22 protein-coding genes and 1 other RNA gene are annotated in these 25,008 nt (G+C 65.0%); 9 read left to right on the top strand and 14 right to left on the bottom strand.

Annotated features, from left to right (window positions below; all coding sequences use genetic code 11):
• Nucleotide 1 precedes the first annotated feature (1 nt).
• Complete coding sequence (glyQ, locus tag HHA01_RS08220) at nucleotides 2-964, bottom strand: glycine--tRNA ligase subunit alpha (RefSeq protein WP_141319593.1); 963 nt, start codon at nucleotides 962-964, stop codon at nucleotides 2-4.
• A 96-nt stretch (nucleotides 965-1,060) separates the two neighbouring features.
• Here glyQ and rfaD point away from each other — a divergent pair, with 96 nt between their 5' ends.
• The gene (gene rfaD / locus HHA01_RS08215) at nucleotides 1,061-2,017 is read left to right on the top strand and encodes an ADP-glyceromanno-heptose 6-epimerase (protein ID WP_141319591.1); all 957 of its coding nucleotides are present in this window, start codon (nucleotides 1,061-1,063) and stop codon (nucleotides 2,015-2,017) included.
• Entirely contained in the window at nucleotides 2,010-3,047 is a 1,038-nt protein-coding gene (gene waaF / locus HHA01_RS08210; protein ID WP_141319589.1) for a lipopolysaccharide heptosyltransferase II, read from the top strand. The genes rfaD and waaF overlap by 8 nt, the downstream gene beginning before the upstream one ends.
• A gap of 47 nt (nucleotides 3,048-3,094) precedes the next feature.
• On the opposite strand, the gene HHA01_RS08205 is transcribed toward waaF, so the two are convergent.
• The 7 genes from HHA01_RS08205 to HHA01_RS08175 form a co-directional block, all read right to left on the bottom strand.
• The gene (locus HHA01_RS08205; protein WP_141319587.1) at nucleotides 3,095-4,750 is read right to left on the bottom strand and encodes a sulfatase-like hydrolase/transferase; all 1,656 of its coding nucleotides are present in this window, start codon (nucleotides 4,748-4,750) and stop codon (nucleotides 3,095-3,097) included.
• Between the two features lie 84 nt (nucleotides 4,751-4,834).
• The gene (locus HHA01_RS08200; protein WP_141319585.1) at nucleotides 4,835-5,827 is read right to left on the bottom strand and encodes a glycosyl transferase family 90; all 993 of its coding nucleotides are present in this window, start codon (nucleotides 5,825-5,827) and stop codon (nucleotides 4,835-4,837) included.
• A gap of 26 nt (nucleotides 5,828-5,853) precedes the next feature.
• Entirely contained in the window at nucleotides 5,854-6,876 is a 1,023-nt protein-coding gene (locus HHA01_RS08195; protein WP_141319583.1) for a glycosyltransferase family 4 protein, read from the bottom strand.
• Nucleotides 6,877-6,879: 3 nt separating this feature from the next.
• Nucleotides 6,880-7,662, bottom strand: coding sequence for a glycosyltransferase family 2 protein (locus HHA01_RS08190; protein WP_141319581.1), 783 nt, complete (start codon nucleotides 7,660-7,662; stop codon nucleotides 6,880-6,882).
• Nucleotides 7,659-8,810 (bottom strand): glycosyltransferase, encoded by a 1,152-nt coding sequence (locus tag HHA01_RS08185; RefSeq protein ID WP_246053853.1) that lies wholly within the window; start codon nucleotides 8,808-8,810, stop codon nucleotides 7,659-7,661. The genes HHA01_RS08190 and HHA01_RS08185 overlap by 4 nt, the downstream gene beginning before the upstream one ends.
• On the bottom strand, nucleotides 8,810-9,763 hold the full coding sequence (locus tag HHA01_RS08180) for a glycosyltransferase family 8 protein (protein ID WP_141319579.1): 954 nt from the start codon (nucleotides 9,761-9,763) through the stop codon (nucleotides 8,810-8,812). The genes HHA01_RS08185 and HHA01_RS08180 overlap by 1 nt, the downstream gene beginning before the upstream one ends.
• Nucleotides 9,764-9,884: 121 nt before the next feature.
• Nucleotides 9,885-10,595, bottom strand: coding sequence for a 3-deoxy-D-manno-octulosonic acid kinase (locus tag HHA01_RS08175; RefSeq protein ID WP_141319577.1), 711 nt, complete (start codon nucleotides 10,593-10,595; stop codon nucleotides 9,885-9,887).
• On the opposite strand from HHA01_RS08175, the gene HHA01_RS08170 reads away from it, so the two are divergent.
• Genes HHA01_RS08170 through waaA form a run of 3 tightly spaced genes read left to right on the top strand, consistent with a single transcriptional unit; the run spans nucleotide 10,594 to nucleotide 14,412 of the window.
• The gene (locus tag HHA01_RS08170; protein ID WP_141319575.1) at nucleotides 10,594-11,691 is read left to right on the top strand and encodes a glycosyltransferase family 9 protein; all 1,098 of its coding nucleotides are present in this window, start codon (nucleotides 10,594-10,596) and stop codon (nucleotides 11,689-11,691) included. The two genes, HHA01_RS08175 and HHA01_RS08170, sit on opposite strands and share 2 nt — an antisense overlap.
• Complete coding sequence (gene hldE / locus HHA01_RS08165) at nucleotides 11,681-13,111, top strand: bifunctional D-glycero-beta-D-manno-heptose-7-phosphate kinase/D-glycero-beta-D-manno-heptose 1-phosphate adenylyltransferase HldE (protein WP_141319573.1); 1,431 nt, start codon at nucleotides 11,681-11,683, stop codon at nucleotides 13,109-13,111. The genes HHA01_RS08170 and hldE overlap by 11 nt, the downstream gene beginning before the upstream one ends.
• Nucleotides 13,111-14,412, top strand: a complete 1,302-nt coding sequence (gene waaA / locus HHA01_RS08160) for a lipid IV(A) 3-deoxy-D-manno-octulosonic acid transferase (protein WP_141319571.1) — start codon at nucleotides 13,111-13,113, stop codon at nucleotides 14,410-14,412. Before hldE ends, waaA begins: the two co-directional genes overlap by 1 nt.
• Nucleotides 14,413-14,479: 67 nt before the next feature.
• Here waaA and rpiA read toward each other — a convergent pair whose 3' ends face one another.
• Nucleotides 14,480-15,151, bottom strand: a complete 672-nt coding sequence (rpiA, locus tag HHA01_RS08155) for a ribose-5-phosphate isomerase RpiA (RefSeq protein WP_141319569.1) — start codon at nucleotides 15,149-15,151, stop codon at nucleotides 14,480-14,482.
• 227 nt (nucleotides 15,152-15,378) lie between these two features.
• Here rpiA and ilvA point away from each other — a divergent pair, with 227 nt between their 5' ends.
• Nucleotides 15,379-16,893 (top strand): threonine ammonia-lyase, biosynthetic, encoded by a 1,515-nt coding sequence (gene ilvA, locus HHA01_RS08150; protein ID WP_141319567.1) that lies wholly within the window; start codon nucleotides 15,379-15,381, stop codon nucleotides 16,891-16,893.
• Between the two features lie 534 nt (nucleotides 16,894-17,427).
• Here ilvA and HHA01_RS08145 read toward each other — a convergent pair.
• From HHA01_RS08145 to HHA01_RS08135, 3 genes are all read right to left on the bottom strand, one after another.
• Nucleotides 17,428-18,048 carry a 5-formyltetrahydrofolate cyclo-ligase gene (locus HHA01_RS08145; RefSeq protein ID WP_141319565.1) on the bottom strand — a complete coding sequence of 207 codons (621 nt, stop codon included), beginning with the start codon at nucleotides 18,046-18,048 and terminating at the stop codon, nucleotides 17,428-17,430.
• An 8-nt stretch (nucleotides 18,049-18,056) separates the two neighbouring features.
• Nucleotides 18,057-18,241, bottom strand: a non-coding RNA gene (gene ssrS / locus HHA01_RS08140) — 6S RNA.
• 107 nt (nucleotides 18,242-18,348) lie between these two features.
• Nucleotides 18,349-18,666, bottom strand: a complete 318-nt coding sequence (locus tag HHA01_RS08135) for a cell division protein ZapA (protein WP_141319563.1) — start codon at nucleotides 18,664-18,666, stop codon at nucleotides 18,349-18,351.
• Nucleotides 18,667-18,798: 132 nt separating this feature from the next.
• Here HHA01_RS08135 and HHA01_RS08130 point away from each other — a divergent pair, with 132 nt between their 5' ends.
• The 3 genes from HHA01_RS08130 (at nucleotide 18,799) to HHA01_RS08120 (ending at nucleotide 22,434) form a co-directional block, all read left to right on the top strand.
• The gene (locus HHA01_RS08130; protein ID WP_141319561.1) at nucleotides 18,799-19,380 is read left to right on the top strand and encodes a UPF0149 family protein; all 582 of its coding nucleotides are present in this window, start codon (nucleotides 18,799-18,801) and stop codon (nucleotides 19,378-19,380) included.
• Nucleotides 19,381-19,934: 554 nt separating this feature from the next.
• Nucleotides 19,935-21,158: a 2-octaprenyl-6-methoxyphenyl hydroxylase gene (ubiH, locus tag HHA01_RS08125; RefSeq protein ID WP_141319559.1), complete on the top strand. Its 1,224-nt coding sequence runs from the start codon at nucleotides 19,935-19,937 to the stop codon at nucleotides 21,156-21,158.
• Between the two features lie 40 nt (nucleotides 21,159-21,198).
• The gene (locus HHA01_RS08120) at nucleotides 21,199-22,434 is read left to right on the top strand and encodes a UbiH/UbiF/VisC/COQ6 family ubiquinone biosynthesis hydroxylase (RefSeq protein ID WP_141319557.1); all 1,236 of its coding nucleotides are present in this window, start codon (nucleotides 21,199-21,201) and stop codon (nucleotides 22,432-22,434) included.
• 6 nt (nucleotides 22,435-22,440) lie between these two features.
• Here the strand turns inward: HHA01_RS08120 and HHA01_RS08115 are convergent, their stop codons facing one another.
• The gene (locus tag HHA01_RS08115; RefSeq protein ID WP_141319555.1) at nucleotides 22,441-23,745 is read right to left on the bottom strand and encodes a S41 family peptidase; all 1,305 of its coding nucleotides are present in this window, start codon (nucleotides 23,743-23,745) and stop codon (nucleotides 22,441-22,443) included.
• Nucleotides 23,746-23,840: 95 nt separating this feature from the next.
• Nucleotides 23,841-24,980: a murein hydrolase activator EnvC family protein gene (locus HHA01_RS08110; protein WP_246053852.1), complete on the bottom strand. Its 1,140-nt coding sequence runs from the start codon at nucleotides 24,978-24,980 to the stop codon at nucleotides 23,841-23,843.
• Nucleotides 24,981-25,008 lie beyond the last annotated feature (28 nt).

Below are 25,008 nucleotides of genomic sequence, written 5' to 3'. Positions count from 1 at the left end.
ATCAAGCGTCTCCCTGTTCGGCAGGCGACTCGTTCGCCAGCAATTCTTGGCGCAGGGCCTCGGAAGCCAGCGGGAAGCCGGCGGCCTTGCGGGATTCGTAGTAGGCGTGAGCCACGTCACGGGCCATGGTGCGCACACGCAGGATATAACGCTGACGCTCGGTCACTGAGATGGCATGGCGGGCATCGAGCAGGTTGAAGGTATGCGAGGCCTTCAGCACCTGTTCATAGGCCGGGAGAGGCAGTCTGGCATCGAGCAGCTTGTTGCACTGGCCTTCCTGGTGGTCGAAGGCCTTGAACAGTTCCGGGACATCGGCATATTCGAAGTTGTAGGTCGACTGCTCGCGCTCGTTCTGCAGGAAGACGTCGCCATAGGTGACGCGGCTGCCGTCCGGCGCGACCGTCCAGACCAGGTCGTAGACACTGTCGACATCCTGGACGTACATGGCGATGCGCTCGAGGCCATAGGTCAGCTCGCCGGTGACGGGATAACACTCCAGGCCGCCGGCCTGCTGGAAATAGGTGAACTGGGTCACCTCCATGCCGTTCAGCCAGACTTCCCAGCCGAGCCCCCAGGCACCCAGCGTCGGCGACTCCCAGTTGTCCTCGACAAAGCGTATGTCGTGGACCAGCGGATCGATCCCCAGGCACTTCAGCGAGCCCAGGTAGAGTTCCTGCAGCTCGGCCGGCGAGGGTTTCATCACCACCTGGAACTGGTAGTAATGCTGGAGGCGGTTGGGGTTCTCGCCGTAGCGACCGTCAGTCGGGCGGCGGGAGGGCTGTACATAGGCCGCGTTCCAGGTCTCGGGGCCGATGGAGCGCAGGAAGGTGGCCGTATGGAAGGTTCCAGCCCCGACCTCCATGTCCAGGGGCTGGAGGATCACGCAGCCCTTTTCGGCCCAGTACTGCTGCAGGGCCAGGATCAAGCCCTGGAAGGTTGTCACGTCTGGCGTCGACTGTGTCATTGCGAAAGCACCGTTGGCCATGAATTCACGAGCCGTCAAGTATACAATCACAGGCAGATCGGTTATAGCCGCAGGCCCGGAGTCTAGAGGAATCTCATGATCGTAGTGACAGGCGGAGCCGGCTTCATCGGCTCGAATCTGGTCAAGGCCCTCAATCAACGAGGCCGTGACGACATCCTGGTGGTCGACGACCTTCGCGACGGCACCAAGTTCATCAACCTGGCCGACTGCACGCTGGGCGACTACCTCGACAAGGATGACTTCCTGGCGAGGGTGCGGGCCGCATTGAATGGCGAGTCATCCCATCTGCCCCCCATCGAGGCGGTCTTCCATGAAGGCGCCTGCTCGGATACCACCGAGTGGGATGGCCGCTTCATGCTCGAGAACAACTTCGAGTATTCCAAGGAGCTGCTGCATTTCTGTCAGCTGAAGGGCATTCCCTTCCTCTATGCTTCCTCGGCGGCCATCTACGGGGGCAGCGAGGTCTTTCGTGAAGACCCTGAGCACGAGAAGCCGCTCAACGTCTACGGCTACTCCAAGCTGCTCTTCGATCAGTACGTGCGGGCGCGCCACGACGAGTTCGAGAGCCAGGTCGTCGGCTTTCGCTACTTCAATGTCTATGGCCCGCGCGAACAGCACAAGGGCAAGATGGCAAGCGTGGCCTTCCACCATCACACCCAGATCAGCGGCGGGGAGAATCTCAAGCTGTTCGGCGCCTGGGACGGTTACGCTGCCGGCATGCAGAGCCGCGACTTCATCTATGTAGGCGATGTGGTCGATGTGAACCTGTGGTTCCTCGATAATCCCCAGGCTTCGGGGATCTTCAACCTGGGAACCGGGCGTGCCGAGCCTTTCAAGGCGATCGGCGAGGCGGTGATCGACTATTACGGCAAGGGCGAGATCGAGTACATCGACTTCCCCGAGAGCCTCAAGGGTCGTTATCAGAGCTACACCCGCGCCGATGTCGAGCGGCTGCGCGAGGCGGGTTACGACCGCGAGTTCCGTACGGTAGCCGAGGGCGTGCGGGCCTATCTGGAGTGGCTGAATGGCTGAGGCGGCCACGGCAGAGCGCATCCTGGTCGTCGGCCCCGCCTGGGTCGGCGACATGGTCATGGCCCAGAGCCTGTTCAAGACGCTCAAGGCGCGTCAGCCGAGGGCGCGGATCGGGGTCGTGGCGCCGGCCTGGTCGCGGCCGATTCTAGAACGCATGGCAGAAGTCGATGAAGTGGCGGCCCTGGAGGTCGGGCACGGTGAGTTCGGCTGGGCGACACGCCGTCAGCTGGCCGCTGAGCTGCGCGGACGCTTCGACCGGGCCATCATCCTGCCCCGCTCGTGGAAAGCCGCTCTGGTGCCCTTCCTGGCGCGTATACCGCAACGTGTCGGCTTTACCGGCGAACAGCGTTACGGCCTGCTCAATGAACGCCGACACCTCGACAAGACGGTCCTCGACCAGACCGTGAAGCGTTTCGTGGCGCTCGGCCTGCCGGCCGCTGAAGCCACCGGTGGCGACTTTGCGCTGCCGCGGCCGGCGCTGCGGCTCGACCCCGACAATCTGGCCCAGCTGCAGGAGCGGCTCGGACTGAGTGCGCGGCCGGCCATCGCCATGATGCCCGGCGCCGAATACGGCCCTGCCAAGCAATGGCCGCTGGCGTATTTTCGTGAGCTGGCCGAGGCGCTGGTAGCCAGGGGGCATGAGGTCCGCGTGATGGGCGGCCCCAAGGACGCCGCCGCCGGGGACGAGATTGCCGAGGGCATCGAGGGCGTGCACAACCTGTGTGGCAAGACGCGCCTGGGCGACGCCGTGGACCTGCTGGCCGACTGCGCGCAGGCGGTGACCAATGATTCGGGGCTGATGCATGTCGCTGCCGCAGCGGGAACCCGCATCCAGGCGGTCTATGGCTCCTCGTCGCCGGCCTATACGCCACCGCTGACCCCGGACGCCGATATCCATTACCTGGCGCTGGAGTGCTCGCCCTGCTTCCAGCGAACCTGTCCCCTGGGGCACACCAACTGCCTCAACCAGCTGTCGCCGCAACGCCTGCTGAGGGCCATTCTGGCAGCGTCGGACACTGCCCCTTCGTGAAACGGCTACCCTAAGCGAGGCACACTGGCAGGCAGTAGCGGGCCGGGCTACTCGCGTTTCGGAGGCGTGAGAGATGCCTCACCGGGCGTGCTGGAAACATCATCCGGTGCCATGCCGCCGATATCCAGCCCCTGCCAGAGCCGCTCGTGAAGCGCGGTCTCGCGTTTGAGCTGCTCGTTGAGCGTCGAAATGCCGTGCTCCTCGATCAAAGTGGGCTCTTCCGACAGCAGGGACACGCCCAGGCCGGCACGGTGCCAGTCGATGGTGAAACCCATAGCTTCGAGTACCGTGGGCAGAATATCCATGGTCGAGGCCTCGACCTTCATGCGCCGTGGAGTCAGATCATTGCCCAGCAGCATGAAGGTGTTGCTGCGCGGCCCGGCGGTCAGCTGCTCCCAGGCCGAGACCCGCATCGACAGATGGTCGCTGGCGATGACCACCAGGGTGTTCTCGAGCAACCCTTCGCCCGCCAGTCGCTTGACCAGGTCATGGGCCATGCGGGCCGAGCACTCCACGCTGTAGAGGATATCGGCGCCATCGAACTCGCCCTGGCGTTCCCGGCACTCGTCGGGCGGGTAGCCATAGGGCGGATGGGTGGCCAGGCTCAAGTTGAACAGTCCCCAGGGCCCTGGCTGGGCGTCCAGGCGGCGAATCTCCTCGACGGTCAAGGCGTAGAGGTCATCATCAAAGAGCCCCCAGCTGTTGAGGTCCTGCGGTGATCGCAGGCGCGGGGTGAGGTCATCGCGTCCCAGTACGCGGGAAAACCCATGGCCCTGATAGAAGCGCCCCTTGCCGGCAAAAGCCTTGCTGGCGCCGCCCATGTAGGTCAGCTCATAGCCCTGATCGGCCAGCAGGTCACCCAAGCAGTTCACGCCGGGCACGACCCGCTCCAGGGGTTCCAGCTGGCTGTCATGCAGCAGCCCGGCCGGCATTAGCGGCACACCGCACTGACTGGCGATCATGCCGGCCATGGTCCAGCCGGTATTGTCGACCTGGCGGACCCCCTCGAACACCACGCCCTGATCGCCCAGGGTGCCGAGCGGCACATAGACATCGTCGAAGCGCTGGCGATCGGCGTAGGTGCGCTCGAGGCTTTCCAGATAGAGAACCAGCAGGTTGGGCGGGGCCTTCGGTGCCTCGAGTATCATCGGGGCCACATAGCGCTGATCCAGCCAGGCGCCTTTCTCGGTGACGACGGCCGCGCCCCGCTGACCGATGCCATACAGCAAGGGATTGGCGGCCAGCAGGGCCAGGGCCAGCAGGCGCTCGACAAGTCGCCAGCGGCGGTCGTGACGCACCAGCCAGGTGAAGGATGCCAGAATGGGCAACATGGTCAGGGTATAGACGAGCCCGACCAGGATGCGTTCCCCGCCGCCATGTTCACTGATGCCGGCCTGCAGATGGAACAAGACCGCGCCAAGATCGACGATGCCGAAGCTGTCCGCGAGGTACACATAGATGCCCCACAGGATCAGCGGAAGCAGCGACCAGGGCCAGGTGCGCGACGCCGGATGCGGTGATCTGGCGCCCCAGCGCAGGGTATGGGCCATCATCAGCCAGGCGGCGGTGACGGGTACCAGAACCCAGTGGGACAGCTGGGTGACGGTCGCCGTGGCATGGCCGAGGGCAAGCCCGAGGACCAGCAGGGCCCACCAGCGGGGGCCTTGCCAGGTGGCAGGCAGGGTATCGAGCAGTCTCTTCATTGGCGGCGGCACCGGGGCGGCACAGGGTCACTCGGGTTATCCGTTCAGCTTGTCACACTCCGCCCCGGCGGGAAACGGCGGGTGTCAGTCGCCGCCGGGCAGATCGAGGGGCGGGAGCTGGCCGGAATCGGCAAAGTACTTGTGCAGCACCAGGAGTCCGATCAGGCGCTCGCGAGCCTGGTCGCGGAAGGTATCGACGTAGCGGTTGGCGCGGCGAATGATGGCCCTGGCTTCTTCCGGGTGGGCGTCATAGTAGGCCAGCTGGTCGTCCAGGTCGGAATAGTCGTCCTTGAGTGGGACATAGTGAACGCCGGGCTCAAGGCGTCCTTCCATGAACCAGGTCTCGAAGCGCGGCCGACGCATCAGGCAGAGCGAGTTGGAGGCCATGATCCACTTCAGGTTGGTGGCCACGTCCTTGCCCTCAAGGCTGATGATATAGCGATACTGCAACTGTTCGTCGACCGACATGAAGTCGCCATGCCAGGGCTTGCCGGCGGCATTGGGATGGATATCGGCAATATTGCAGCGCGGGTGGTCATGGAAGGTCTCGACAAACCGGCGCCGATGATCCTGGTGGCAGGATCCGCGCCACACCGCCAGTGGTTTCTTCTGTTCATGGCTCAACCGGTCGCGGGGCAGGTAGTAGTGACGCACGCGATTGAGCTTGAGCAGCACGCTGTTGTGGTTGTCGTCAGCGATCGGGCGACTCTTGACCAGGGTCGGCACCTCGGGGATGTCGGTGACATCACCGAACAGGTGACAGAAGCGCAGGTGCGACGGGAAATAACGCAGCATGGCCACCAGGTCCAGCTGGTAGGAACGGCTCTTCTCGCGCGGGAAGTCCGCCAGGCTGCTGGTGGTCGGTGGTAGCGTGGTCGGCGCACTCAGGCGGTTGCAGTAATGCACACGCTGGCGGATGGCGTTCTGCTCGGCCCGGGGCAGGGTCTGCAGCTGGCGCAGCAGCCGCTCGCGCTGATGCCGCAGCCAGGCGGCGGGAACCAGTCGCTGAGCGGCATGGCCCGAGTAGATGCCGACTTTATGCAGGTTCTTGTGTGCCTTGGCAGTGACGGGGCTCACTGGAACAACTCCTGATAATGCGTGCGTTATAGTTGACGATAGAGACGCAGATACGCCTCGGCCATGGCCCGCGGGCTGTAACTCACCAGACGCTCGCTGGCTTTCCGACTCAGCCGGCTAGCCAGGTCGGCATCGTCGCACAGGCGCTTCAGTCCTTCCGTCAGGGCGGCGGCATCCCCGGGGGGAAACAATAACCCGGTGACATCGTGCTCGACGAGATCGGGAATGCCACCCACGTCACTGGCGATGATCGGTACCTCGAGCTGCATGACATCCAGCAGCACGGACCCCAGGCCCTCGTTGCGCGAAGGGAAGGCAAACACATCCAGGCCCGCCAGGTAATCGGCAATGTTGTCCTTGAAGCCCAGCCAGCTCACATTGGTCAGGTCACCGGATTCCGCGCGCAGCGCTTCGCCATCCGGGCCATCGCCGAGCAGCACGAAGTGCATCTCGGGGCGCTGCGTGGCCAACTGTCGAGCGCTCTCGAGGAGCACCCGCTGGCCCTTGTGGCGATCGACCAGGGCACCGGCGTGGCCGACCAGGAACTTGCCCGCAAAGGCATCGCGAAAGACCTGAGTGGCTACCGGGTCCGTGGTCAGCTCGGCATGGGCGCTGGGGATACGCTCGATGTCACCCCAGTGGCGTGCCTCCAGCTGTGCCTGGATGGGGCGCGAGATGGCCACCCGCCGGGCCGCCCGGCGATAGCACAGGCGGTTGATGGCCTTGTCCTTGACCGGCGTGTCCACGCGGCGGGTGATCAGGTAGGGGGTGCCCCTGAGCCGGTGCTGCAGCCAGGCCCAGTGAACGGCCTTGGCGTCATGAGCATGGACCACGTCCGCCGGCCCGGCGCGCCATTGCCCGCCCAGCTGATGATCAGCGGTGACGAAGCCGAGCCTCGGCACCTCGGCCAGATGCTCGCGCATCGGCGAGTCCCGGCGGCACACCAGCTGCTGGTCGAGCCCCTCACGGCTCAGGGCGCGGATAAGCAACTCGGTCTGGCGCTCACCGCCCCGAAAACCGCGGGCCAGGTTGACGTGTGTTACCCGCATGACTCACCAGACCTTGTTGAAATCTTCGTTGGCCAGCACCTGGGGGTCGCGCTGATATTCCAGCAGCTTGGCATATTTCAGGTAGCTGTTCAGGCTGGCGCTCAGCGCCACCGAAAGGCCATCGATACCGCCCATAAAACCTTTTTGAAACAAGTACTTGCGAACAAAAGCGGCCAGCCCGTGAAGGAACGGTGACCAACCGTTGGCGCGCTTGCCCTTCTGATACATGATCTTGGCGGAGCGGCCGCTGAAATTGCGCGCCGCCTTGGTGAAGAGCTCGCCGAGGTTGGCAAAGGAGTAGTGCCAGAGGTCGGCATCGAGCTGTCTGACGTTGGCGGCGCCGACACTGGCATGCTGCTTGACCTCGCCGAAGCGCGTGCGCCGACGATCATAGAGGCGGATGCAATAATCGGGATACCAGCCACACACCCGTACCCAGCGCGAGCCGACCATGTTGCGGCGGCGGAAGGCGAAGCCGTCATGCGGGGTATCGGCCAGGTCCAGGCGGCGGATCGCTTCCACCATCTCGGCCGTCAGGCGCTCGTCGGCATCCACGCTCAGCACCCAGTCATGGCGCACATGTTCCAGGGCGATGTTCTTCTGCAGGCCATCGCCCAGGTAGGGCTGGTGTACCACCCGTGCGTCGAGGGACTCGGCAATCGCCACGGTGGCATCCTGGCTGCCGGAGTCCACGACCACGACGTCATCGCAGACCTGGCGCACCGAGGCGATGCAGTCGGCGATATGGTCGGCTTCGTCGAGGGTGATGATATTGGCGGAAATCATGAGTCGGCAGGCTCCTGCAGAAACTGGGCGGCAATCCGGGTCGGCGCGAAGGCATTCAACCAGGCGTCGTCGATGGCATAGCCGTCGGCCGCGAGCGTTCGGTCCAGGCACTCGGCCAGGGCCTCGGGGGGCATCTCGCAGAGGTGCTCGGCCAGCTCGCCCTGCATGATATCCCGCACCCCGCCGGGACAATCGACGCTGACCACGGGGGTGCCGCAGGCCAGGGCTTCCAGCAGCACGATGCCCAGGCCCTCGTGGTTCGAGCTGAGCACAAACAGCCGGGCCTGTTGCATCCAGGGGTAAGGGTTGAGCTGATTGCCCACGAAGTGCACCCGCTCGGCGATCTGCAGCGACCTGGCCTGCTCTTCCAGCTCCGCACGCAGGCGCCCCTCGCCGACGATGACCAGCGGGATCGGTGTCGTCATCAGGGCATAGGCCTCGAGCAGCCGTCGCTGATTCTTCTGCGGCACGAGACGGGCCACATTGAGCAGGTAGGGTGGATAGCGGCTGGCCGCTGAAGTCTCCGTGGCGGCGCGGCGAATCTCGTCGATGGGGCAGGGGTTGGTGATGGTGCGCAGGGAGGCCGGTGTGGCCCCCAGGGTGTCCAGTGTCTCCCCGACCTGTGTCGCGACGCCGGAGGACACGCAGACCAGGTGCTTGTCGTGAAACAGGCAGCGTGCCTTGTGGTGTGCCAGTCGGTCCTGCTGGAGACACAGCCCCAGTACGTTCTCCAGCACATAGCAGGCACGGGCATCGTGAAAGGACCAGACCGCCTCGAAGGTGCCCATGCCCCGAAAGATGATGCGATCGAAGCGCCCGTACTCGTCTTCCAGCCGTGCCAGCTCGCGCGCGAAGAGGCGACCCGCCCACCAGCCGGCAATCAGCGAGTGACTCTTGCGCACCAGGCTGTTGGCGACGCGTGCCAGGATATCCACCGGGCCACCCAGCCCTGACGTCCACATGGCCCGTGACAGGGCGAAGTAATGCACTCTGACGCGCTCATCCCGTGGAGCAAGCTGGGGCGGGCGCGCCTTGAAGTACATCAAATGGCTGTCATGCCCCTGCTCGGCGAAGGCATCCGCCAGATTGACGGCCACCCGCTCCATGCCGCCGACTTTCAGGGTACGAACGACGATCAGGGTTCTCATCAGCGCGCCTCTCGGCTGGCTACGGGCAGCGTCAGGCTGGGGGATTGCCGCAGGCGACGGCGGCGGCGCCAGGATTTGGGGGCTTGAAGCAAGCGTCTCCGTAACCGTTTGAATGGACTTAACTGGCCAACTTCCAGGATTGGAGTCCAAGGCGTTAAGTACATGTATTTACGAAACAGCGATGTCAAAGGGTGCCGACTGTCAACATTCCATGGTTTTATGGGGCCCATGAAATGCACCACTGCAGGGTTTGAGGCTGCTTCAAGCAACTCGTGGCGCCATTCGACGTAGTGAGTCGCTTTTTTTTCCACTGCAGGGTAGGTGTATGGCTGCATGTTCCAGCGCAAGGGAAGGCGAAGCCAGTCAGTAAATACCAGGTTCAGTGCATCTTGATCCGGATATTGCCAGGTAGCCTCTGATTGGCTGTTGAGTCGTTGCTCAATACTGGCCATCACTCCCCGTGATTTCCAGCGGTCGAGATCCACCAGTAGAATTCCCGAGTTGAAATATTTCGTGTAGGGGATGCCGAGACGATCTTGCGGCACATTCTGTAGATTCATGGCGGCGGCAACGGCATATCCATGCATCTCTATACCGGCCAACCGTGCAACGTCATCGAGTACCAGCACGTCACAGTCCAGATAGAGAACCCGCTTGACGTCTTCTGGTAGCCAGCGCTCCATGCTCAAGCGCAACATGGCAGCCGGGCCAAAACGCCCCAAGGATAATGCCTGCCATTGTGCCGTGGTCTGGTGCTGTGTCTCGGTAAACCTCAGCCTGGCGGGAAGCTTGTCAAACCAGGCTTCCAGCTTGGCACGTGAAGCCGTACTGATGTCGTGACCCAACAAATGAAAGGTGATCTCCTCGGACCGACTGGCATGGCACAGCACGGAAGCCATCACGGTGGCCGCCTTGTCGATATAGGTTTCGTCGGCACACAACACGATATCCATTAGTCTTTGACTTCCTCTTCACATAACAAGCTGGGAAAGATTGTAACCACCTATCAGTCGGCTACTAGGACATATTGCAACTAATACAGGAGTTTAGGTCAGCTATCTGATGAGGGATAACTCACCCATAGCCATACTGAATCTGTCGGGTGACGTGCGAAGCGATGTCCGGGGCCAGGTGCTTGTGCAGCGAGCGTTCCAGACGCGTCAGGTTGGCCTGTTGCCACTTGCCCGGGCGGCGCAGCCGACAGCGGTCCAGATCAATCAGCCAGACCTTTTTATCCTGGTCGATCAAAAGGTTGCGGGCGTTGAGGTCGACATGGTCCAGGCCGACATCGTGAAAACGCCGGATGGTGCTTCCCACGCGTTGCAACAAGGTGTCATCGGCCTCCGTGAGGCAGTCAGCCAGGGCGCGGGCCCCGGACAGGCGAACGGTGATCAGATCGGCACGATACGTCAAACCGTGCTGCATCACGCCGGCGGCGATGGGGCGCGGTACGGGTAAGCCCTGGGCATACAGCTGTGCGGTCAAACGCATTTCACGAAATGCACGACTGCGTTCCGCGCCGAACCACAGGTATCGCTCGTTGCTGAGTCTTGCGATGAGCCCGCCACGTCGATAGGGGCGTAGTACCCACTGCTCGTTGTCGTCGGCGTCGAGAAACAGGCTGGCGCCGCGTCCGGGCGCTTCGCCAACGACCTTGTCCATTCGGCGCCAATACTCGGGATCAAAGATCTGCGGGTCGATTTGTGGCGCCCCGTGGGCGTCACATAAACTATCCGCATCATATAGAATGCCAGTCTGTCCCTTTCGAAACGTTGCCAATCGCATGAAGCATCCTCTGCCCGCCCGACCCGAGCACATTGGTGTGCTGCGCCTTTCCGCCCTGGGCGATGTCTGCAACCTGGTGCCGACGATACGTGCGCTGCAACGCCAGTGGCCCGAGGCGCGCATCACCTGGATCATCGGCAAGGGCGAGCACAGTTTACTGGCCGGACTTTCCGGGGTCGAGTTCATCGTCTATGACAAGTCCTCGGGCCTTGCCGGCATGCGCCAACTCTGGCGCCAGCTGGCGGATACGCGCTTCGACGTCCTGCTGCACATGCAGCAGGCGCTGCGGGCCAGCGTGCTGTCCCTGGGCCTCAAGGCGGACCTGCGCATCGGCTACGACAAGGCGCGTGCCAAGGATGCTCAGCACTGGTTCACCCATCGCCAGCTGGCGCCGCACGCCCGGGCGCACGTGCTCGAGTCGTTCCTCGACTTTGCGCGCTTGATGGGCGTCGACGATCTGTCGCTGGAGTGGTCCCTGGCCGTGCCCGAAGCGGCCCGTCAGGAAGCCGCCGGATTCACCGCCGGCGCGCCCTATATCCTCATGAGCCCCTGTGCCAATCCGCGGCTGCGCAATTTCCGCAACTGGTCCGCCGAGGGTTATGCCGCCGTTGTCGAGCATGCCTGGATGCAGCATGGCCTGAAGACGGTATTGACCGGCGGCGGCAGTACCCAGGAGCGCGAGATGGGACAGCTCATCGCCGCTCGGGCCCGGTCGGGGGCGGTCATCGACGCGATTGGCGAGTCATCGCTGAAGGGGTTGCTGGCGCTGATCGACGCGGCGCAGGCGGTCATCGCGCCGGATTCCGGGCCGGTCCACATGGCCAATGCCATGAACACGCCGACCGTCGGCCTGTATGCCACGACCAACCCCGACCGGGCAGGGCCTTATCGATGGCGCGAGTTCGTGGTCAACCGCTACCCCCAGGCAGTGAGTGAGTACTTGCACAAGGCGGCTGACAGCGTGCCCTGGGGACAGCGCGTGCGCCATCCGGATGCCATGTCGCTGATTCGTGCCGATGAGGTCATCGAATGCCTCGAGGCCGTGCTGGCGTTGCCCGCGCCTCATCAGACAACGGAGCCTGCCGATGAAACTTGATTTGACGGCCCTAGAGCGCTCGCGCCTGCTGGTCGTGGGGGATGTCATGCTGGACCGCTACTGGCATGGCGGCACCTCGCGCATCTCGCCCGAGGCGCCGGTGCCGGTGGTGCGGGTCGAGGATGCCGAGGACCGCCCCGGTGGTGCCGCCAACGTGGCGCTCAATATCGCCTCGCTGGGTGCCCGGGCCGGTCTGGCCGGCCTGGTGGGCGATGACGACAATGCCGATCGCCTGACGCAGCGCCTCGAAGATGCCGATGTAAGCACTTACTTCGCGCGTAGCGCGCAAATACCGACGATTACCAAGCTGCGGGTGATGAGTCGCAACCAGCAGCTCATTCGCCTCGATTTCGAGGAAGGGTTGGGCAAGGTCGATACTCAGGGGCTGGCCGAGCAGGTGGAGCTCGCCCTGCCGGACGCCGATCTGGTGATTCTGTCGGATTACGGCAAGGGCACCCTGAGTGACGTCGGTGGGCTGATCGAGCGTGTGCGTCGCGCCGGCAAGCGGATCCTGGTCGACCCCAAGGGCACCGATTTCACCCGTTACCGTGGTGCCAGCGTCATCACGCCCAACCTGGCCGAGTTCGAAGCGGTGATGGGGCCATGCCCGGATGATGCCACCCTGGCGGCGCGCGGCGAGAGCCTGCGCGCCGAGCTGGGACTCGAGGCGTTGTTGATCACGCGCAGCGAGCGCGGCATGACGCTGATCCGCGATGGCGCGGAGCCGCTGCATCTGCCGACCCGGGCGCGCGAGGTGTTCGACGTGACCGGGGCCGGGGACACCGTGATCGGTGTGCTGGGCCTGGCCCTGGCGGCAGGGCACGGCTTTGCCGAGGCGATGACCCTGGCCAACCTGGCCGCCGGACTGGTGGTCGCCAAGCCGGGCACCGCCACCCTGTCGATTGCCGAGCTGTATACGGCGCTGCACGGCGACAAGCTGGCCGAGTTCGGTGCCATCGACGCGGCGCCGCTGTGCGAAGCCGTGCGCGCCGCCCAGGCGCGTGGCGAACGCGTTGTCATGACCAATGGCTGCTTCGATATCCTGCATGCCGGGCATGTGGCCTATCTGGAACATGCCCGCCAGCTCGGTGATCGCTTGATTGTGGCAGTCAACGACGACGCCTCCATCGGGCGCCTCAAGGGCCCCTCGCGGCCCATCAACCCGCTGGCGCGGCGCATGCAGGTGCTGAGCGGCCTGGGGGCCGTGGACTGGGTAGTGCCGTTCAGCGAGGATACCCCGCAGCGCCTGATCGAGGCGGTCCTGCCGGATGTGCTGGTCAAGGGCGGTGACTATCGGCCCGAGGACATCGCCGGGGGAGACGCGGTGCGTGCCGCCGGTGGCGAGGTCAGGGTGCTGGACTTCGAGGATGGCGTTTCCACCACCGCCATGATTTCGACCATCCTGGATCGAGAGCGCTGATGGCCGGTGGCCACCCCTGGGCCAGGCGGGTCTATTCCGCGGTTCTGCTGTTGCTGGCACCGCTGCTGTGGTGGCGCGTGTGGCGCGAGCATCTTCCCGGCCGCAGCCGCATGGAACGGCTCGGTCGCGTGCCCGTCGCCAGAGATCGCCGGCGACCGATCTGGTTGCACTGTGCCTCGGTCGGCGAAGTCCAGGCGGCGCGCTCGCTGATCGAGTCCCTGTACCGATGCTATCCCCGGCACCGCCTGGTGATCACCACCATGACGGCCACCGGCGCCGAGCGTGCCATGGCACTGGCCGAAAGTCTGCAGCGTGAAGGGGGTTACGGCGAAGTGAGTCATTACTTCGTGCCCCTGGACTTGCCCGGCGCGGCGCGGCGTTTCGTGACGCGACTGCAGCCGGCCCTAGCGATCTTCTTCGAAACCGAGCTGTGGCCCAATCTGCTGGCTTCCTGCGAGCGCCATGAGGTGCCCGTGGCGGTGGTCAACGGGCGGCTGTCGGCGCGCTCGTTGACGAGCTACCGGCGACTGTCGCGCCTGATGGCCGAGGCCCTGTCGCATGTCGACTGGCTGGGAGCCAAGTCATCCGAGGACGCCAGGCGCTTCCAGGCCCTCGGGATGGCCGCGCATGAGACCTCGATCACCGGCTCGCTGAAGTACGATATGGCCACTGATGATCGGGCATTCGAGGTAAGTGAGCGCTTACGAACAAGTCTGGGGTCGCGCCCCGTCTGGGTGGCCGGCTCGACGCACCCCGGCGAGGATGAAGTGGTGCTGGCGGCGCATGCCAGGCTGCGCCAGGCGTTGCCCGACAGCCTGTTGATCCTGGTGCCGCGTCATCCACGCCGCTTCGAGGCCGTCGCCGAGCTGTGCGCAAGCTCGGGCATGGCATGCGTGCGGCGTTCGGCGGGTGACATCCCGGCGGCGACTACGGCGGTGTATCTGGGCGACACCATGGGCGAGCTCGGGGCGCTCTATGGCGCCGCCGATCTGGCATTCGTCGGCGGCAGCCTGGTGCCCGTGGGCGGGCACAATCTGCTCGAACCGGCGGCCATGGGCATCCCCGTGCTGACCGGCCCCGAGCTGGCCAATTTCGAGGATCTCGCGGCGACCCTGCGCGAGTCGTCGGCGCTGGTCGAGGTTCAGGACAGCGCGACCCTGGCGGAGGCACTGTTGCGCCTGTTCGGTGATGCGCCGGAGCGGGCGCGGCTCGCCGAGGCTGGCCGCGCCGTGGTCGAGGCCAACCGAGGGGCCTTGCACGCCACCCTGGAAGGCCTGGCGCGGCTCTTGCCGGAGAAGTGAGTGCTTGCTTACGCTGTGGCGCCCCTGATGCGCTACAGTGCCCGCCCGATCGACCCGGGCCGACGGCTCAGGGTGTCGAACGCTCCACGCCCCGGTCGGTGCCCAGCAGCAGCACATCGGCACCGCGTGCCGCGAACAGGCCATTGGTGACAATGCCGACGATGGCATTGAGGCGGGCCTCCATGGCAACCGGGTCATCGATCATGAATTCGTAGCAATCGAGGATCTGGTTGCCGTTGTCGGTTACCACGCCCTCGCGGTAGACCGGGTCGGCGCCCAGCTTGACCAGCTCCCGTGCCACATAGGAGCGCGCCATGGGGATCACCTCGATGGGCAGGGGGAAGTCGCCGAGGCGCTCCACGCGCTTGGAGGCATCGGCGATGCACACGAAGCGTTCCGAGCAGGCCGCCACGACCTTCTCGCGGGTCAGCGCCGCGCCGCCGCCCTTGATCATGTGGAAGTGAGCATTCACTTCGTCAGCACCATCGATGTAGACGGGAAGCGTGCCGGCTTCATTGAGCTCGAATGTGTCGATACCGTGGCCCTTGAGGCGTGCCGCGGTAGCTTCCGAACTGGCCACGGCACCGCGAAAGTCGCTGCGCAGGCCGGCCAGTTGGTCGATGAAGCGGTTGGCGGTCGAGCCGGTGCCGACGCCGATGATGATGTTCTGCCCGAGCAGCGGGCGGATCTCGTCGAGGGCGGCGGCGGCCACGGCGTCCTTGAGGTCGTCCTGATTCATGGTGGTACTCGCTTGCGGAAGATGGCGAATGCGGCGCCATTATAGGGGATAACGCGGTGCCGTGCTGGACGCCATGCCAGGCGGGATGCTACCAATAAAGGTTTACCCTGCTCTTGGTTCGTGGGGCGTTCTCGCGAATCGCTGACATTGTATATTGGTAAAGATATTGCGTGCGACGCCGGTCCGGCGATCGCGACCTTCATGCGCTACCCCATTGGGATATCAGGATGCTCGAAGCCACCGTCAAGAAAATCCTCCAGGCCCGGGTCTATGAAGCGGCTCGGGAAACGCCGATGTCGCCGGCCCCCTTTCTTTCCCGTCGCTTCAACAACCAGATCCTGATCAAGCGCGAGGACCTGCAGCCGGTCCATTCCTTCAAGATTCGCGGGGCCTACAATCGCATGGCCCAGCTGACCGATGAGCAGAAGGCCAAGGGCGTCATCGCTGCCTCGGCCGGCAACCATGCCCAGGGGCTGGCCATGGCGGCCAAGCTGATGGGCGTCAAGGCGGTCATCGTGATGCCGCGCATCACCCCGGAAATCAAGGTACAGGCGGTGCGCGCGCGCGGTGCCAGGGTCGTGCTCAAGGGCGATGCCTTCGCCGAGGCGGCGGCCCATGCCCAGGAGCTGATCCAGGAGCATGGCTATACCTATATCCCGCCCTTCGATGATATCGACGTCATCGCCGGACAGGGCACCGTGGGCATGGAAATCCTGCGTCAGCAGGCCACGCCCCTGGACGCCATCTTCGTGCCGGTCGGCGGAGGCGGCCTGATCGCCGGTATCGCCGCTTACGTCAAGTACCTGCGGCCGGAGGTCAAGGTCATCGGGGTCGAGTCGGAAGACAGTGCCTGCCTCAAGGCGGCCCTGGAATGCGGCGAGCGGGTGATCCTGGATCAGGTGGGCGTGTTCGCCGAAGGGGTGGCCGTGGCGCAGATCGGTGAAGCCCCCTTCGCCCTGATGCGTGACCTCATCGATGAGGTCATTACCGTCAACACCGACGAAATGTGCGCGGCGGTCAAGGATATCTTCGAGGAGACGCGTGCCGTCTCCGAGACCTCGGGCGCCCTGTCGCTGGCGGGGCTCAAGAAGTATATCCAGACCTCCGGGGCGAGCGGCGAGACGCTGGTCTGCATCAACTCCGGGGCCAATACCAATTTCGATCGGCTGCAGCACATCGCTGAGCGCACTGAACTCGGCGAACAGCGCGAGGCCATCCTGGCGGTGACCATCCCGGAGCGGCCCGGCAGCTTCAAGAAGTTCTGCCGTACCATCGGCAAGCGCATGGTGACCGAATTCAGCTATCGCTATGCCGATCCGGAGTCCGCGCACATCTTTGTCGGCGTGCAGGTCAAGCCCGGGGGTGAGGATCGCCAGGCCGTGATCGACAAGCTGCAGGAAGCGGGTTATACGGTGGAAGACCTGACCGACAATGAGCTGGCCAAGCTGCATATTCGTCACCTGGGGGGTGGGCGGCCCCAGGAGCGGTTTGCCGAAGAGGTCTATCGCTTCGAGTTCCCCGAGCGCCCGGGCGCGCTGATGAACTTCCTGACGCATCTGCCCCAGGACTGGAATATCTCGTTGTTCCATTACCGCAACCATGGTGCGGCCTATGGCCGGGTGCTGGTCGGCATGCAGGTGCCCGCTGATGATCTGTCCCACGTCCAGGGGTACTTCGACGACATCGGCTACCGCTACTGGAAGGAAACCGACAATCCGGCCTATCGGCTGTTCATGGCCTGATGGCCGGTCCGTGAAGCGATAGTGAGTGCATACTTTCGGGTCGCCGCCTGTCGCGGCGGCCCCTGCTCGATGGGCCCCGAGTCCTTTCCCGGCTTCCTCCACCAGAGGGATACCCGGGCATGAGAGTTGTCATGCCCGGCCTCATCCGCTACCCTCGCCATCGATCGGCAGATTGGTGCTATCGGCCGCGGCAAGGCCGCATTTTGCGCGACGTTCGCCACCGGGACGGCCATGCGGCAACAGGGTCGTGGAAACCGAGCACCGGGGATGCCGCCTATGCAAGTCAGCTCAAGCAAGGAGTCGAAGATGAAGCGCAAGCCTGACCTGGTCATGGTGCTGGTTCTGTTGTTCGGTGTAGCTGTCGTGGTCACCGGTTATGCACAGGCCTTGGCCGGCAACTGAGCAACGCTTCCGCTGACAAGCTGCAGGATTCAAGTAAAGCGGCCGGTGCCCGAGGCACCGGCCGCTTTTTATATAGCGTCGTATGGATCGCACAGAGGGTGTTCAGCAACGACTGTGCGCCCTGTGACGTCCTCAGGGACGCAGAACCTGCCGGTCGCTGACGATGGCATCCAGCGGCACATCCCAGGGCTCGGCCGGCAGGCGTTCGACCCGCTGGCACTCATGAGCGACACCGATCAGGCTAGGGCGTGGTCCGGGGCGGCGGGTAAAGGCCAGGGTGCGGTCATAGAAGCCGCCGCCCATGCCGATGCGCTGGCCTTCATCATCGAAACCAACCAGCGGCAGCAGGATGGCATTCAATGTCCAGGCCGGCTGGCGATGGGCCCGGTGGGCGGCGTAGCGTCGGTCCGGCTCGGAAATGCCGAAGCGGTTGGTCACCATGGGCGTGTCGGCATGGTAATGCACGAACCACAGGCTATTGCTGGCCAGCGGACGCAGGACCGGCAGATAGGCGTTGGCGCCGCGCCGGGCGAGCCAGGGCAGCAGGGGCGTGGGGTCGATTTCCCCGTCATTGGGTAGATACAGGGCGACGCGACGGGCCCGGAAGAGTTCCGGCAGCTGTCGCAGGCCATGGCAGAGGCGTCGGGCGGCAAGCTGTTGTTGACGCGCATCCAGCTGGCGTCGGCGACGGCGGAGTTCTCGCCGTAGTGTGCGTCGATTGGTGGGTGCGACGGTATCCGGCATGCTGCTCATGATGAATGAAGTTCCCCAGAGTGCCGCTGTCATTCTGGCCCTTGAACCCATTGGTTCAAGGTGGGTGGCCGCAGCCGAGCCGTCAGGCTTTCCGTCTCACGGACATGCACACGGGCCCGGCTAGCAATTGGCCCCCTGGGTAATGCGCATAGGCTCGAGGGACGATAATGACTGGCGAACACCCCAGGGAACGCCTCCATCCTAGCAGAGCCAGGCGCCTGGCCAAAGCCGGGAACCAGGGAATTCATGCTCGACTACCCAGGATCGTGAATCATGCGGCGATTTACCGGTACCTACCGCTTATTCGCTACTGCCTTCACGTTTGGCGGGGGCGTGGTGCAGCGCCTTGTCCAAGCGTTCGCTCAGTTCGCTCAGGCTTTGCTCGCCGGCACGTTGATGGTCCTGGGTCTCGAGCAGCTCGTTGGCGATGTTCAGGGCCGCCATGATGGCGATCCTTTCGCGGTCCATGACCTTGCCCTGAGCGTGTATGCCCTGCATGGCACGGTCGAGGTAGCGGGCGGCTCGTTCGAGCTTGTCCTCTTCCTCCGGCGGGCAGGCAATGGTGTACTGCCGCTCCAGCAGGGTGATGTCGATGGTAGGCCTAGAAGAGTCGCTCATGGGTGCTCCGGCGGGCCGAGGGCGCGTCTTGGGGGGACGATGCGTTAACATCGGGCATGCATACGAATTTCAGCCACTATAAGAGAGCCGCTCAAGCGCGGTCAACGCGCACGATTGCTCCAGGATCGCGACATGTCACTGATCAACGAACGCCAGGACTTCTCTACCATCGCCGATATCTTCCTGCTGCATGGCAGCATGCAGGCCCCGTCGTTTCTCGATGGCCGCCTGTGTGCCTCCCTGGCCCTGCACGATCTGGATGCCGAGGGCTGGCTGCAGATGGTCTGTTACAACCTGGGAGTCGAACAACCCCGGGATGAAACCTCCGCGGAACACCTCCTGGGCTGGCGTCGCCAGACGCTGGAGGCCCTCTCGGCGGCGGAAATGAACTACGAGCCCCTGCTGCCGGATGAACTGTTTTCGCTGGGAGAGCGCGCTCAGGGCCTGCAGGACTGGACGCTGGGATTTCTCGAGGTGGTCCGGGATGCCGGCGAGGAGCCGCGCAAGCAGTGGTCCGAGGCCCTGCGTGAGGCCATCGATGACCTGGCAGGACTGACCGATATCGAGACCGATATCGACGACAGCACTGAAAACGAAAACGATCTCTTCGCGCTGACTGAACATGCCCGGATGGCGGCCATGATGCTGTATACCGAGCAGCACCCCGGCCAGCCCCAGGTCGAGCAGACCGAGCAGCAGGGGCCCGCCCACTGAGTCGCGCCGCGCCGGCCATGACGGGCCGCTGTTGCCGCGCCCGAGGATGATGGCCCCAGCGCATGCCGGGTGCGGCCTGACCGGGTAGCGGACAAGATGCCGCCACTGCGCTACGCTTATCGGAGTGTCACGGGGCGTCCGCCCCGAGCGGGTGCCCGTGGTACCGGTGTGCGGCACTGGATGATGGGCAATGCCGGGTGTTGCCGTCGCTGTGTTCTTGTCCTGTTGACCTGTGTCACGGCTACACGGCGGCCGTCGGCCCCTTTTCTGTCAGTGCGACAGCATTCTGCATGCCCTGTCGGGTGACGAGCCGTTCGCTTCAAATCTGCACGAATCCCATTGATGTCTCGAGCCGACTGGTCGCCCCGACGGCCAGTGCTTCGTACGTGTGTGGGTGGCAGCCACCGGGTAGCGCGATGACGTCGAGGCAAAGGCGCCGATACATGAGTTCCCACCGGGCTATATCGGCAGGGTGAATGGTCAATAATTAACCGCTGGCGAGATACGTGAATCATGCTTTATGTAATGTATATTATGAAATTACGGGGTGTCGCATGAGTCATTCTGCCTCCCGCACGGCGCCGCAACAGGTGGATGTCGCGATCATCGGCGGCGGGCTGGTCGGCGCCAGCCTGGGCGTGGCGCTGACGCCTGCGATACAGGGGCAGGGGCTCAGGGTGGCGGTGGTCGAAGCGGCCTCCTTGCCCGCAGACCTGGAAACTCCCTGGCAGCCCAGCTTCGATGCGCGGGCCAGTGCCATTTCCCGGGGCACGGCCAATCATTTCGCCGGCCTGGGCGTGTGGAACGCCATGGCCGAACGCGGCGCGCCGATCCGCCGCATTCACGTCAGTGAGCAGGGCCGTCTGGGAGCGACGCGACTGCGTGCCGAAGAGTTCGGTGACGACGCCCTGGGCTATGTCATGCCCAATGCCTGGATGGGCCGGGTACTGCATCGTCAGCTCGCCGAACTGCCGCTGGACTGGCACTGTCCGGCCAGGGTGGAGGCGATTGATGCCACCGATGCCGGCCATCGATTGACGCTCTCCACTGGCGAGTGCCTCGAGGCCGGCCTGACCGTGCTGGCCGACGGTGGTCGCTCCGGCCTCAAGGAACGGCTGGGGATCGAGAGCCGGGAGTCGCCCTATGAACAGGTCGCGGTGATTGCCAGCGTGGAGGTCGATCGTGATCATCGTGGTACGGCCTATGAGCGCTTCAGCAGCGCGGGGCCGATCGCCCTGTTGCCTATGGATGGACAACGCATGGAGCTGGTCTGGACCTTCACCGCAGGGGCCGAAGAGGAAGCCCTGGCGCTGAGCGATGCCGACTTTCTGGCGCGTCTCCAGCGCAGCTTCGGGGATCGGGCGGGGCGTTTCCGGCGCCTCGGCAAGCGGCATGCCTATCCGCTGTCTCTGGTCACGGCCAGCGAGAGCATTCGTCCCGGGCTGGCGGTGATGGGCAATGCGGCGCATGCGTTGCATCCGGTGGCCGGTCAGGGCTTCAATCTGGCCTTGCGTGGAGTGATGGACCTGGTGGCGGCCATCGAGGCCGGCCGCGTGCGAGGGGATGCCCCGGGCGCGATGGCCACGCTGAATGATTTCGAGGCGCGTCGCCGAGGCGATCGGGATAACGTGATTCGCTTCAGCGATGGGCTGGTGCGACTCTTTGGCCGCGACCACCCCGTGTTGTCTCACGCGCGAGCGGCGGGGCTGATCGGGCTCAACCTGGTCGGCCCGTTGCGGCGCACCCTGGGTCGGCGGGCCATGGGCCTGGAGCGTTGAGCGCGCATACCGGGACATATCTTTTGAGTGAGGAAAGCAGATGACGCCCGAGGCGGCAGAGAGTGATGTCATCATCGTCGGTGCGGGCATGGTCGGCACTGCCCTGGCGTGCCTGCTGGGACAGGCGGGCGTGAGCGTCAGCCTGGTGGATGCCCGCAGCGGCCCCGTAGAGGCCGACACGGCCGGGCGTGGCGCGGCCGATCGGCGTGTCAGTGCCCTGACCCCTGTCTCGCAACGCCTGCTGGAAGGCCTGGGTGTCTGGGAGCGGATGCAAAAGCGCCGGGTCACGCCCTATCACCACATGCAGGTCTGGGATGGCGAAGGATCCGGTGAGGTGAGCTTCTCGGCCGACCAGGCGGGCCTGCCGGTGCTCGGTCATATCGTCGAGAATGACGTGGTGGTCGCGGCGCTGGAGGCTCGGCTCTCGGAGTTGCCCAGTGTGCAGTGTCACTTTGCGGCGAGGGTGGCCGGCCTGGAACGGCGCTCGGGGGCATCGGCGCTGACGCTGGAGGAGGGCGGCAGCCTCGTGGCCCCGCTGGTGGTGGCCGCCGACGGGGCGCGTTCGCCGCTGCGCGAGCTGGCCGGAATTGCGACGCAGTGCGGTGAAACCGGTCAGGTGGCGGTGGTCACCTCGGTGCGCTGCGAGCGGCCCCATGGTGGAGTGGCGCGGCAAGCCTTCCTGGCCGATGGGCCCCTGGCCTTTCTGCCGTTGACGCTGCAGGGAGATGCCCGGCACTGCTCGATTGTCTGGTCGACCTCGCCGGCGCACGCCGAGCATCTGGTGGCGCTGTCCCCGCAGGCACTGGGCGCGGAGCTGGAAGCCGGCATCGGTGGCCATCTGGGCGCGGTCACGCCGACCGATCGGGCCGTGAGCTTTCCCCTGACCCAGCGCCATGCCGAGCGATATACCCAGCCCGGGCTGGCGCTGGTCGGTGATGCGGCCCACAGCATTCACCCGCTGGCGGGCCAGGGGGCCAATCTAGGCTTGATGGACGTGGCCGTGCTGGCCGAAGAGCTGCTGACGGCCCGCCGTCGGGGGCTGGCGCTGAGCGATGAAGCCTGGTTGGCGCGCTATGCACGCCGGCGGCGGGGTGACAATGCCGTGATGCTGCGCCTGATGGATGCCTTTCGGGTACTGTTCGGTACCCGGCAGCCGGCACTGACGCTGGCGCGCAACCTGGGGTTATCGAGCGTCGATCGCCTTGGGCCGCTCAAGCGTCTGCTGATGCAGCAGGCAGCCGGGCGCCGCGGCCGCCTGCCCGCCAGCTGCCGGTGAACGGCCTCAGCGCTTGCGCTTCTCGAGAACGTTGAGTGCCTTGAGCAGGTTCAGCGCCTCGCCGAGCTGATAGTCATCGCGCAGGCGAGTATTCAGCTGGCTGGCGTCGTCGTCCTCGCCGTTGCCGGTCAAATGACCCTCCAGGTCGGCTTCACGAACCTGCAGACCATTGTCCTGGGCGACCTCCAGGCGACCCCGCACCACCCTGACATCCGGTTCGATGCCCTGGGCCTGGATGGAACGGCCATTGGGCGTGTAATAGCGCGCCGTGGTCAGCTTGAGGGCTTCGTCGTCGCCCAGCGGCATGATCTGCTGCACGGATCCCTTGCCGAAACTCTGAGTGCCCATCACCACGCCACGCCGTTGGTCCTGGAGGGCGCCGGCGACGATTTCCGCGGCCGAGGCGCTGCCGCCATTGATCAGGATGACCAGCGGCACGTCCGGGGCCGCGGTCTTGCTGCTGGCCGAGAAGCTGAGCTCGCTGTCGGGCAGCCGGCCCTCGGTGTAGACGATGCGGCCGTCCTCGAGGAAGGCGTCGGCGACATCGACCGCGGCCTGCAGCACGCCGCCGGGGTTGTTGCGAAGGTCGAGCACCAGCCCCTGCAGCGGTTGCTCGTCGGTCAGTTCGTTCAGGGCATTGAGCACCTGGTCGCCGGTGCGGGTCTGGAACTGGCTGATGCGCAGGTAGCCGTAACCCGGTGACAGGATGTCGTGCTTGACGCTCTGGGTGCGAATGATCTCGCGCTCCAGGGTGATAGTGCGCGGCGCGTCCTCGCCGGCCCGCAGGATGGTCAGGCGAATCTGCGTACCCGGCTCGCCACGCATCAGCTCGACGGCTTCCTGCAGCGACAGGCTCTCGGTGGGCGTGTCATCGATGCGCAGGATGCTGTCCTGGGCCTGCAGGCCGGCCGCGGAAGCGGGCGTGTCATCGATGGGCGTGATCACGGTGAGCTGGCCGTCGCGCTTGCCGACCTCGATGCCCACGCCGCCGAACTCGCCCTGGGTCGACTCGCGCAGGTTGTCGTAGGCTTCCTCGTCCAGGTAGGTGGAGTGCGGGTCGAGCTCGCTCAGCATGCCCCGCATGGCATTGCGCAACAGGGTCGCGTCGTCGACATCCTCGACATAGGCGCGCTTGATGCGCTCGAAGACTTCGGCAAAGGCCTGGATCTCGGCCACCGGGAGGTCGTTGTCCTCTGGCTGCGCCTCCGGCGCCGCCACGGTGGTCAGCGGGGCCAACAGCAGGCAGACGGGGAGCCAGATCGTGACCAGGCGGCGCCATACAGGGGATTGGCCAGCGGGGCGTAAGGACATGCGGTCTCTCGCAGTTCGTTAGGATGGGACCAGCATAGCGTGGCCATGGTGGCCAGGAAAACACTCGCCGCGCTTTCCCGGCGTTTCGATCCGGCTCAGCGGCTGGCGATCCAGCTCTGCGGATCGATGGGCTCGCCGGCACGACGGACCTCGAAATACAGTCCCGGCGACGCCTGGCCACCGGAGACGCCGACCTCGCCGATGGCCTGGCCGGCCTCGACCGCCGCGCCCACCTCGGCCTTGAACCGGCGCAGGTGGGCGTGGAGCGTCATCACGCCATCGCCGTGGTCGATGATCAAGAGGTTGCCGAAGCCGCGCATCCAGTCGGCGAACACGACCCGGCCGGCATGCACGGCTTCTACGTCGGTGCCGGCCGCCGTGCGGATCATCATGCCGTTGCGGTGCACGCCGCGCTTCTGGTGAAACCCGGAAGTGAGCTGTCCCTGCACCGGCCAGGGCAGATCGCCACGGGTCTTGCCGATGGATGTGGAAGGTGGCGGCTGCTCCAGCCGGGCGAGGCGTTCCTGAACCTGCTGCAATGCCTGTGCGGCCCGAGTCTGCTCCTCATCAAGCGCGGCCAGGCGTGCCTGCTTGGAGTCGTAGCGCTCATTGAGGTCGGCGACCAGAGCTTCTCGCTCGTCCATCTGGCTGGCCAGTTCGGCCGAGCGCTCCTCCAGCCTGGCGGCCAGCTTGTCGAGCTTGCGACTGCGCTCGTCGAGCTTCTGCTGGTTCTCGTCGAGGGCCGTGTCCAGCTTGTCGAGCTCCTCGAGACGTTGATTGCGGGCCTCGGCCAGGTGATTGAGATAGGTCTGCAGGCGATCGAGCCGGCCAGGGTCGTCCTGGTTGAGCAACAGCTTGAGTTGAGGCGTCAGGCCCAGTCGATAGAGGGCGTCCATCTGCTGTGCGAGAGCGGCCAGCTGCTGCTTGCGCTCGGTTTCCAGCTGCTCGCGTCGCTCCTCGAGTGCCACGACCTCGTCACGCAGGGCACGCCGCCGGGCCTGGATGTCGTCCAGGCGACGGTGTGTCTCGGCCAGCCGGGTCTCGATCCGACGCAGTTTCTCGCTGGCCTCGTTGCGGGCCTGCTGAGTGGCGTCGAGCTCGCGGGTGACGTCCTGAATGCGTTCGCCGATGGCATCGAGGCGCTGCTGCGCCTCCTGCTCGTCGGTGGCCGCCAGCGCGGATGACAGCCCGAGCAGCGTCACGGCCAGCACCAGGACGCGCCACCTGGCCGGCACTCGGGGGCGCCGGCCAGGGTCGGGGGAG

Source organism: Halomonas halmophila, assembly GCF_006540005.1.
GTDB classification, from domain to species: Bacteria; Pseudomonadota; Gammaproteobacteria; order Pseudomonadales; family Halomonadaceae; genus Halomonas; species Halomonas halmophila.
This window is presented reverse-complemented; position numbering and strand designations above follow the sequence as displayed.

Bases quoted from the DNA above. Each gene is read 5' to 3' on its own strand.
- HHA01_RS08180 (WP_141319579.1), bottom strand. From the start codon at position 9,763: ATGGATATCGTGTTGTGTGCCGACGAAACCTATATCGACAAGGCGGCC.
- HHA01_RS08205 (WP_141319587.1), bottom strand. From the start codon at position 4,750: ATGAAGAGACTGCTCGATACCCTGCCTGCCACCTGGCAAGGCCCCCGC.
- HHA01_RS08195 (WP_141319583.1), bottom strand. From the start codon at position 6,876: ATGCGGGTAACACACGTCAACCTGGCCCGCGGTTTTCGGGGCGGTGAG.
- ilvA (WP_141319567.1), top strand. From the start codon at position 15,379: ATGCTCGAAGCCACCGTCAAGAAAATCCTCCAGGCCCGGGTCTATGAA.
- HHA01_RS08185 (WP_246053853.1), bottom strand. From the start codon at position 8,810: ATGAGAACCCTGATCGTCGTTCGTACCCTGAAAGTCGGCGGCATGGAG.
- HHA01_RS08115 (WP_141319555.1), bottom strand. From the start codon at position 23,745: ATGTCCTTACGCCCCGCTGGCCAATCCCCTGTATGGCGCCGCCTGGTC.
- HHA01_RS08175 (WP_141319577.1), bottom strand. From the start codon at position 10,595: ATGCGATTGGCAACGTTTCGAAAGGGACAGACTGGCATTCTATATGAT.
- glyQ (WP_141319593.1), bottom strand. From the start codon at position 964: ATGACACAGTCGACGCCAGACGTGACAACCTTCCAGGGCTTGATCCTG.
- waaA (WP_141319571.1), top strand. From the start codon at position 13,111: ATGGCCGGTGGCCACCCCTGGGCCAGGCGGGTCTATTCCGCGGTTCTG.
- HHA01_RS08130 (WP_141319561.1), top strand. From the start codon at position 18,799: ATGTCACTGATCAACGAACGCCAGGACTTCTCTACCATCGCCGATATC.
- waaF (WP_141319589.1), top strand. From the start codon at position 2,010: ATGGCTGAGGCGGCCACGGCAGAGCGCATCCTGGTCGTCGGCCCCGCC.
- HHA01_RS08135 (WP_141319563.1), bottom strand. From the start codon at position 18,666: ATGAGCGACTCTTCTAGGCCTACCATCGACATCACCCTGCTGGAGCGG.
- hldE (WP_141319573.1), top strand. From the start codon at position 11,681: ATGAAACTTGATTTGACGGCCCTAGAGCGCTCGCGCCTGCTGGTCGTG.
- HHA01_RS08120 (WP_141319557.1), top strand. From the start codon at position 21,199: ATGACGCCCGAGGCGGCAGAGAGTGATGTCATCATCGTCGGTGCGGGC.
- ubiH (WP_141319559.1), top strand. From the start codon at position 19,935: ATGAGTCATTCTGCCTCCCGCACGGCGCCGCAACAGGTGGATGTCGCG.
- rfaD (WP_141319591.1), top strand. From the start codon at position 1,061: ATGATCGTAGTGACAGGCGGAGCCGGCTTCATCGGCTCGAATCTGGTC.
- rpiA (WP_141319569.1), bottom strand. From the start codon at position 15,151: ATGAATCAGGACGACCTCAAGGACGCCGTGGCCGCCGCCGCCCTCGAC.
- HHA01_RS08170 (WP_141319575.1), top strand. From the start codon at position 10,594: ATGAAGCATCCTCTGCCCGCCCGACCCGAGCACATTGGTGTGCTGCGC.
- HHA01_RS08145 (WP_141319565.1), bottom strand. From the start codon at position 18,048: ATGAGCAGCATGCCGGATACCGTCGCACCCACCAATCGACGCACACTA.
- HHA01_RS08190 (WP_141319581.1), bottom strand. From the start codon at position 7,662: ATGATTTCCGCCAATATCATCACCCTCGACGAAGCCGACCATATCGCC.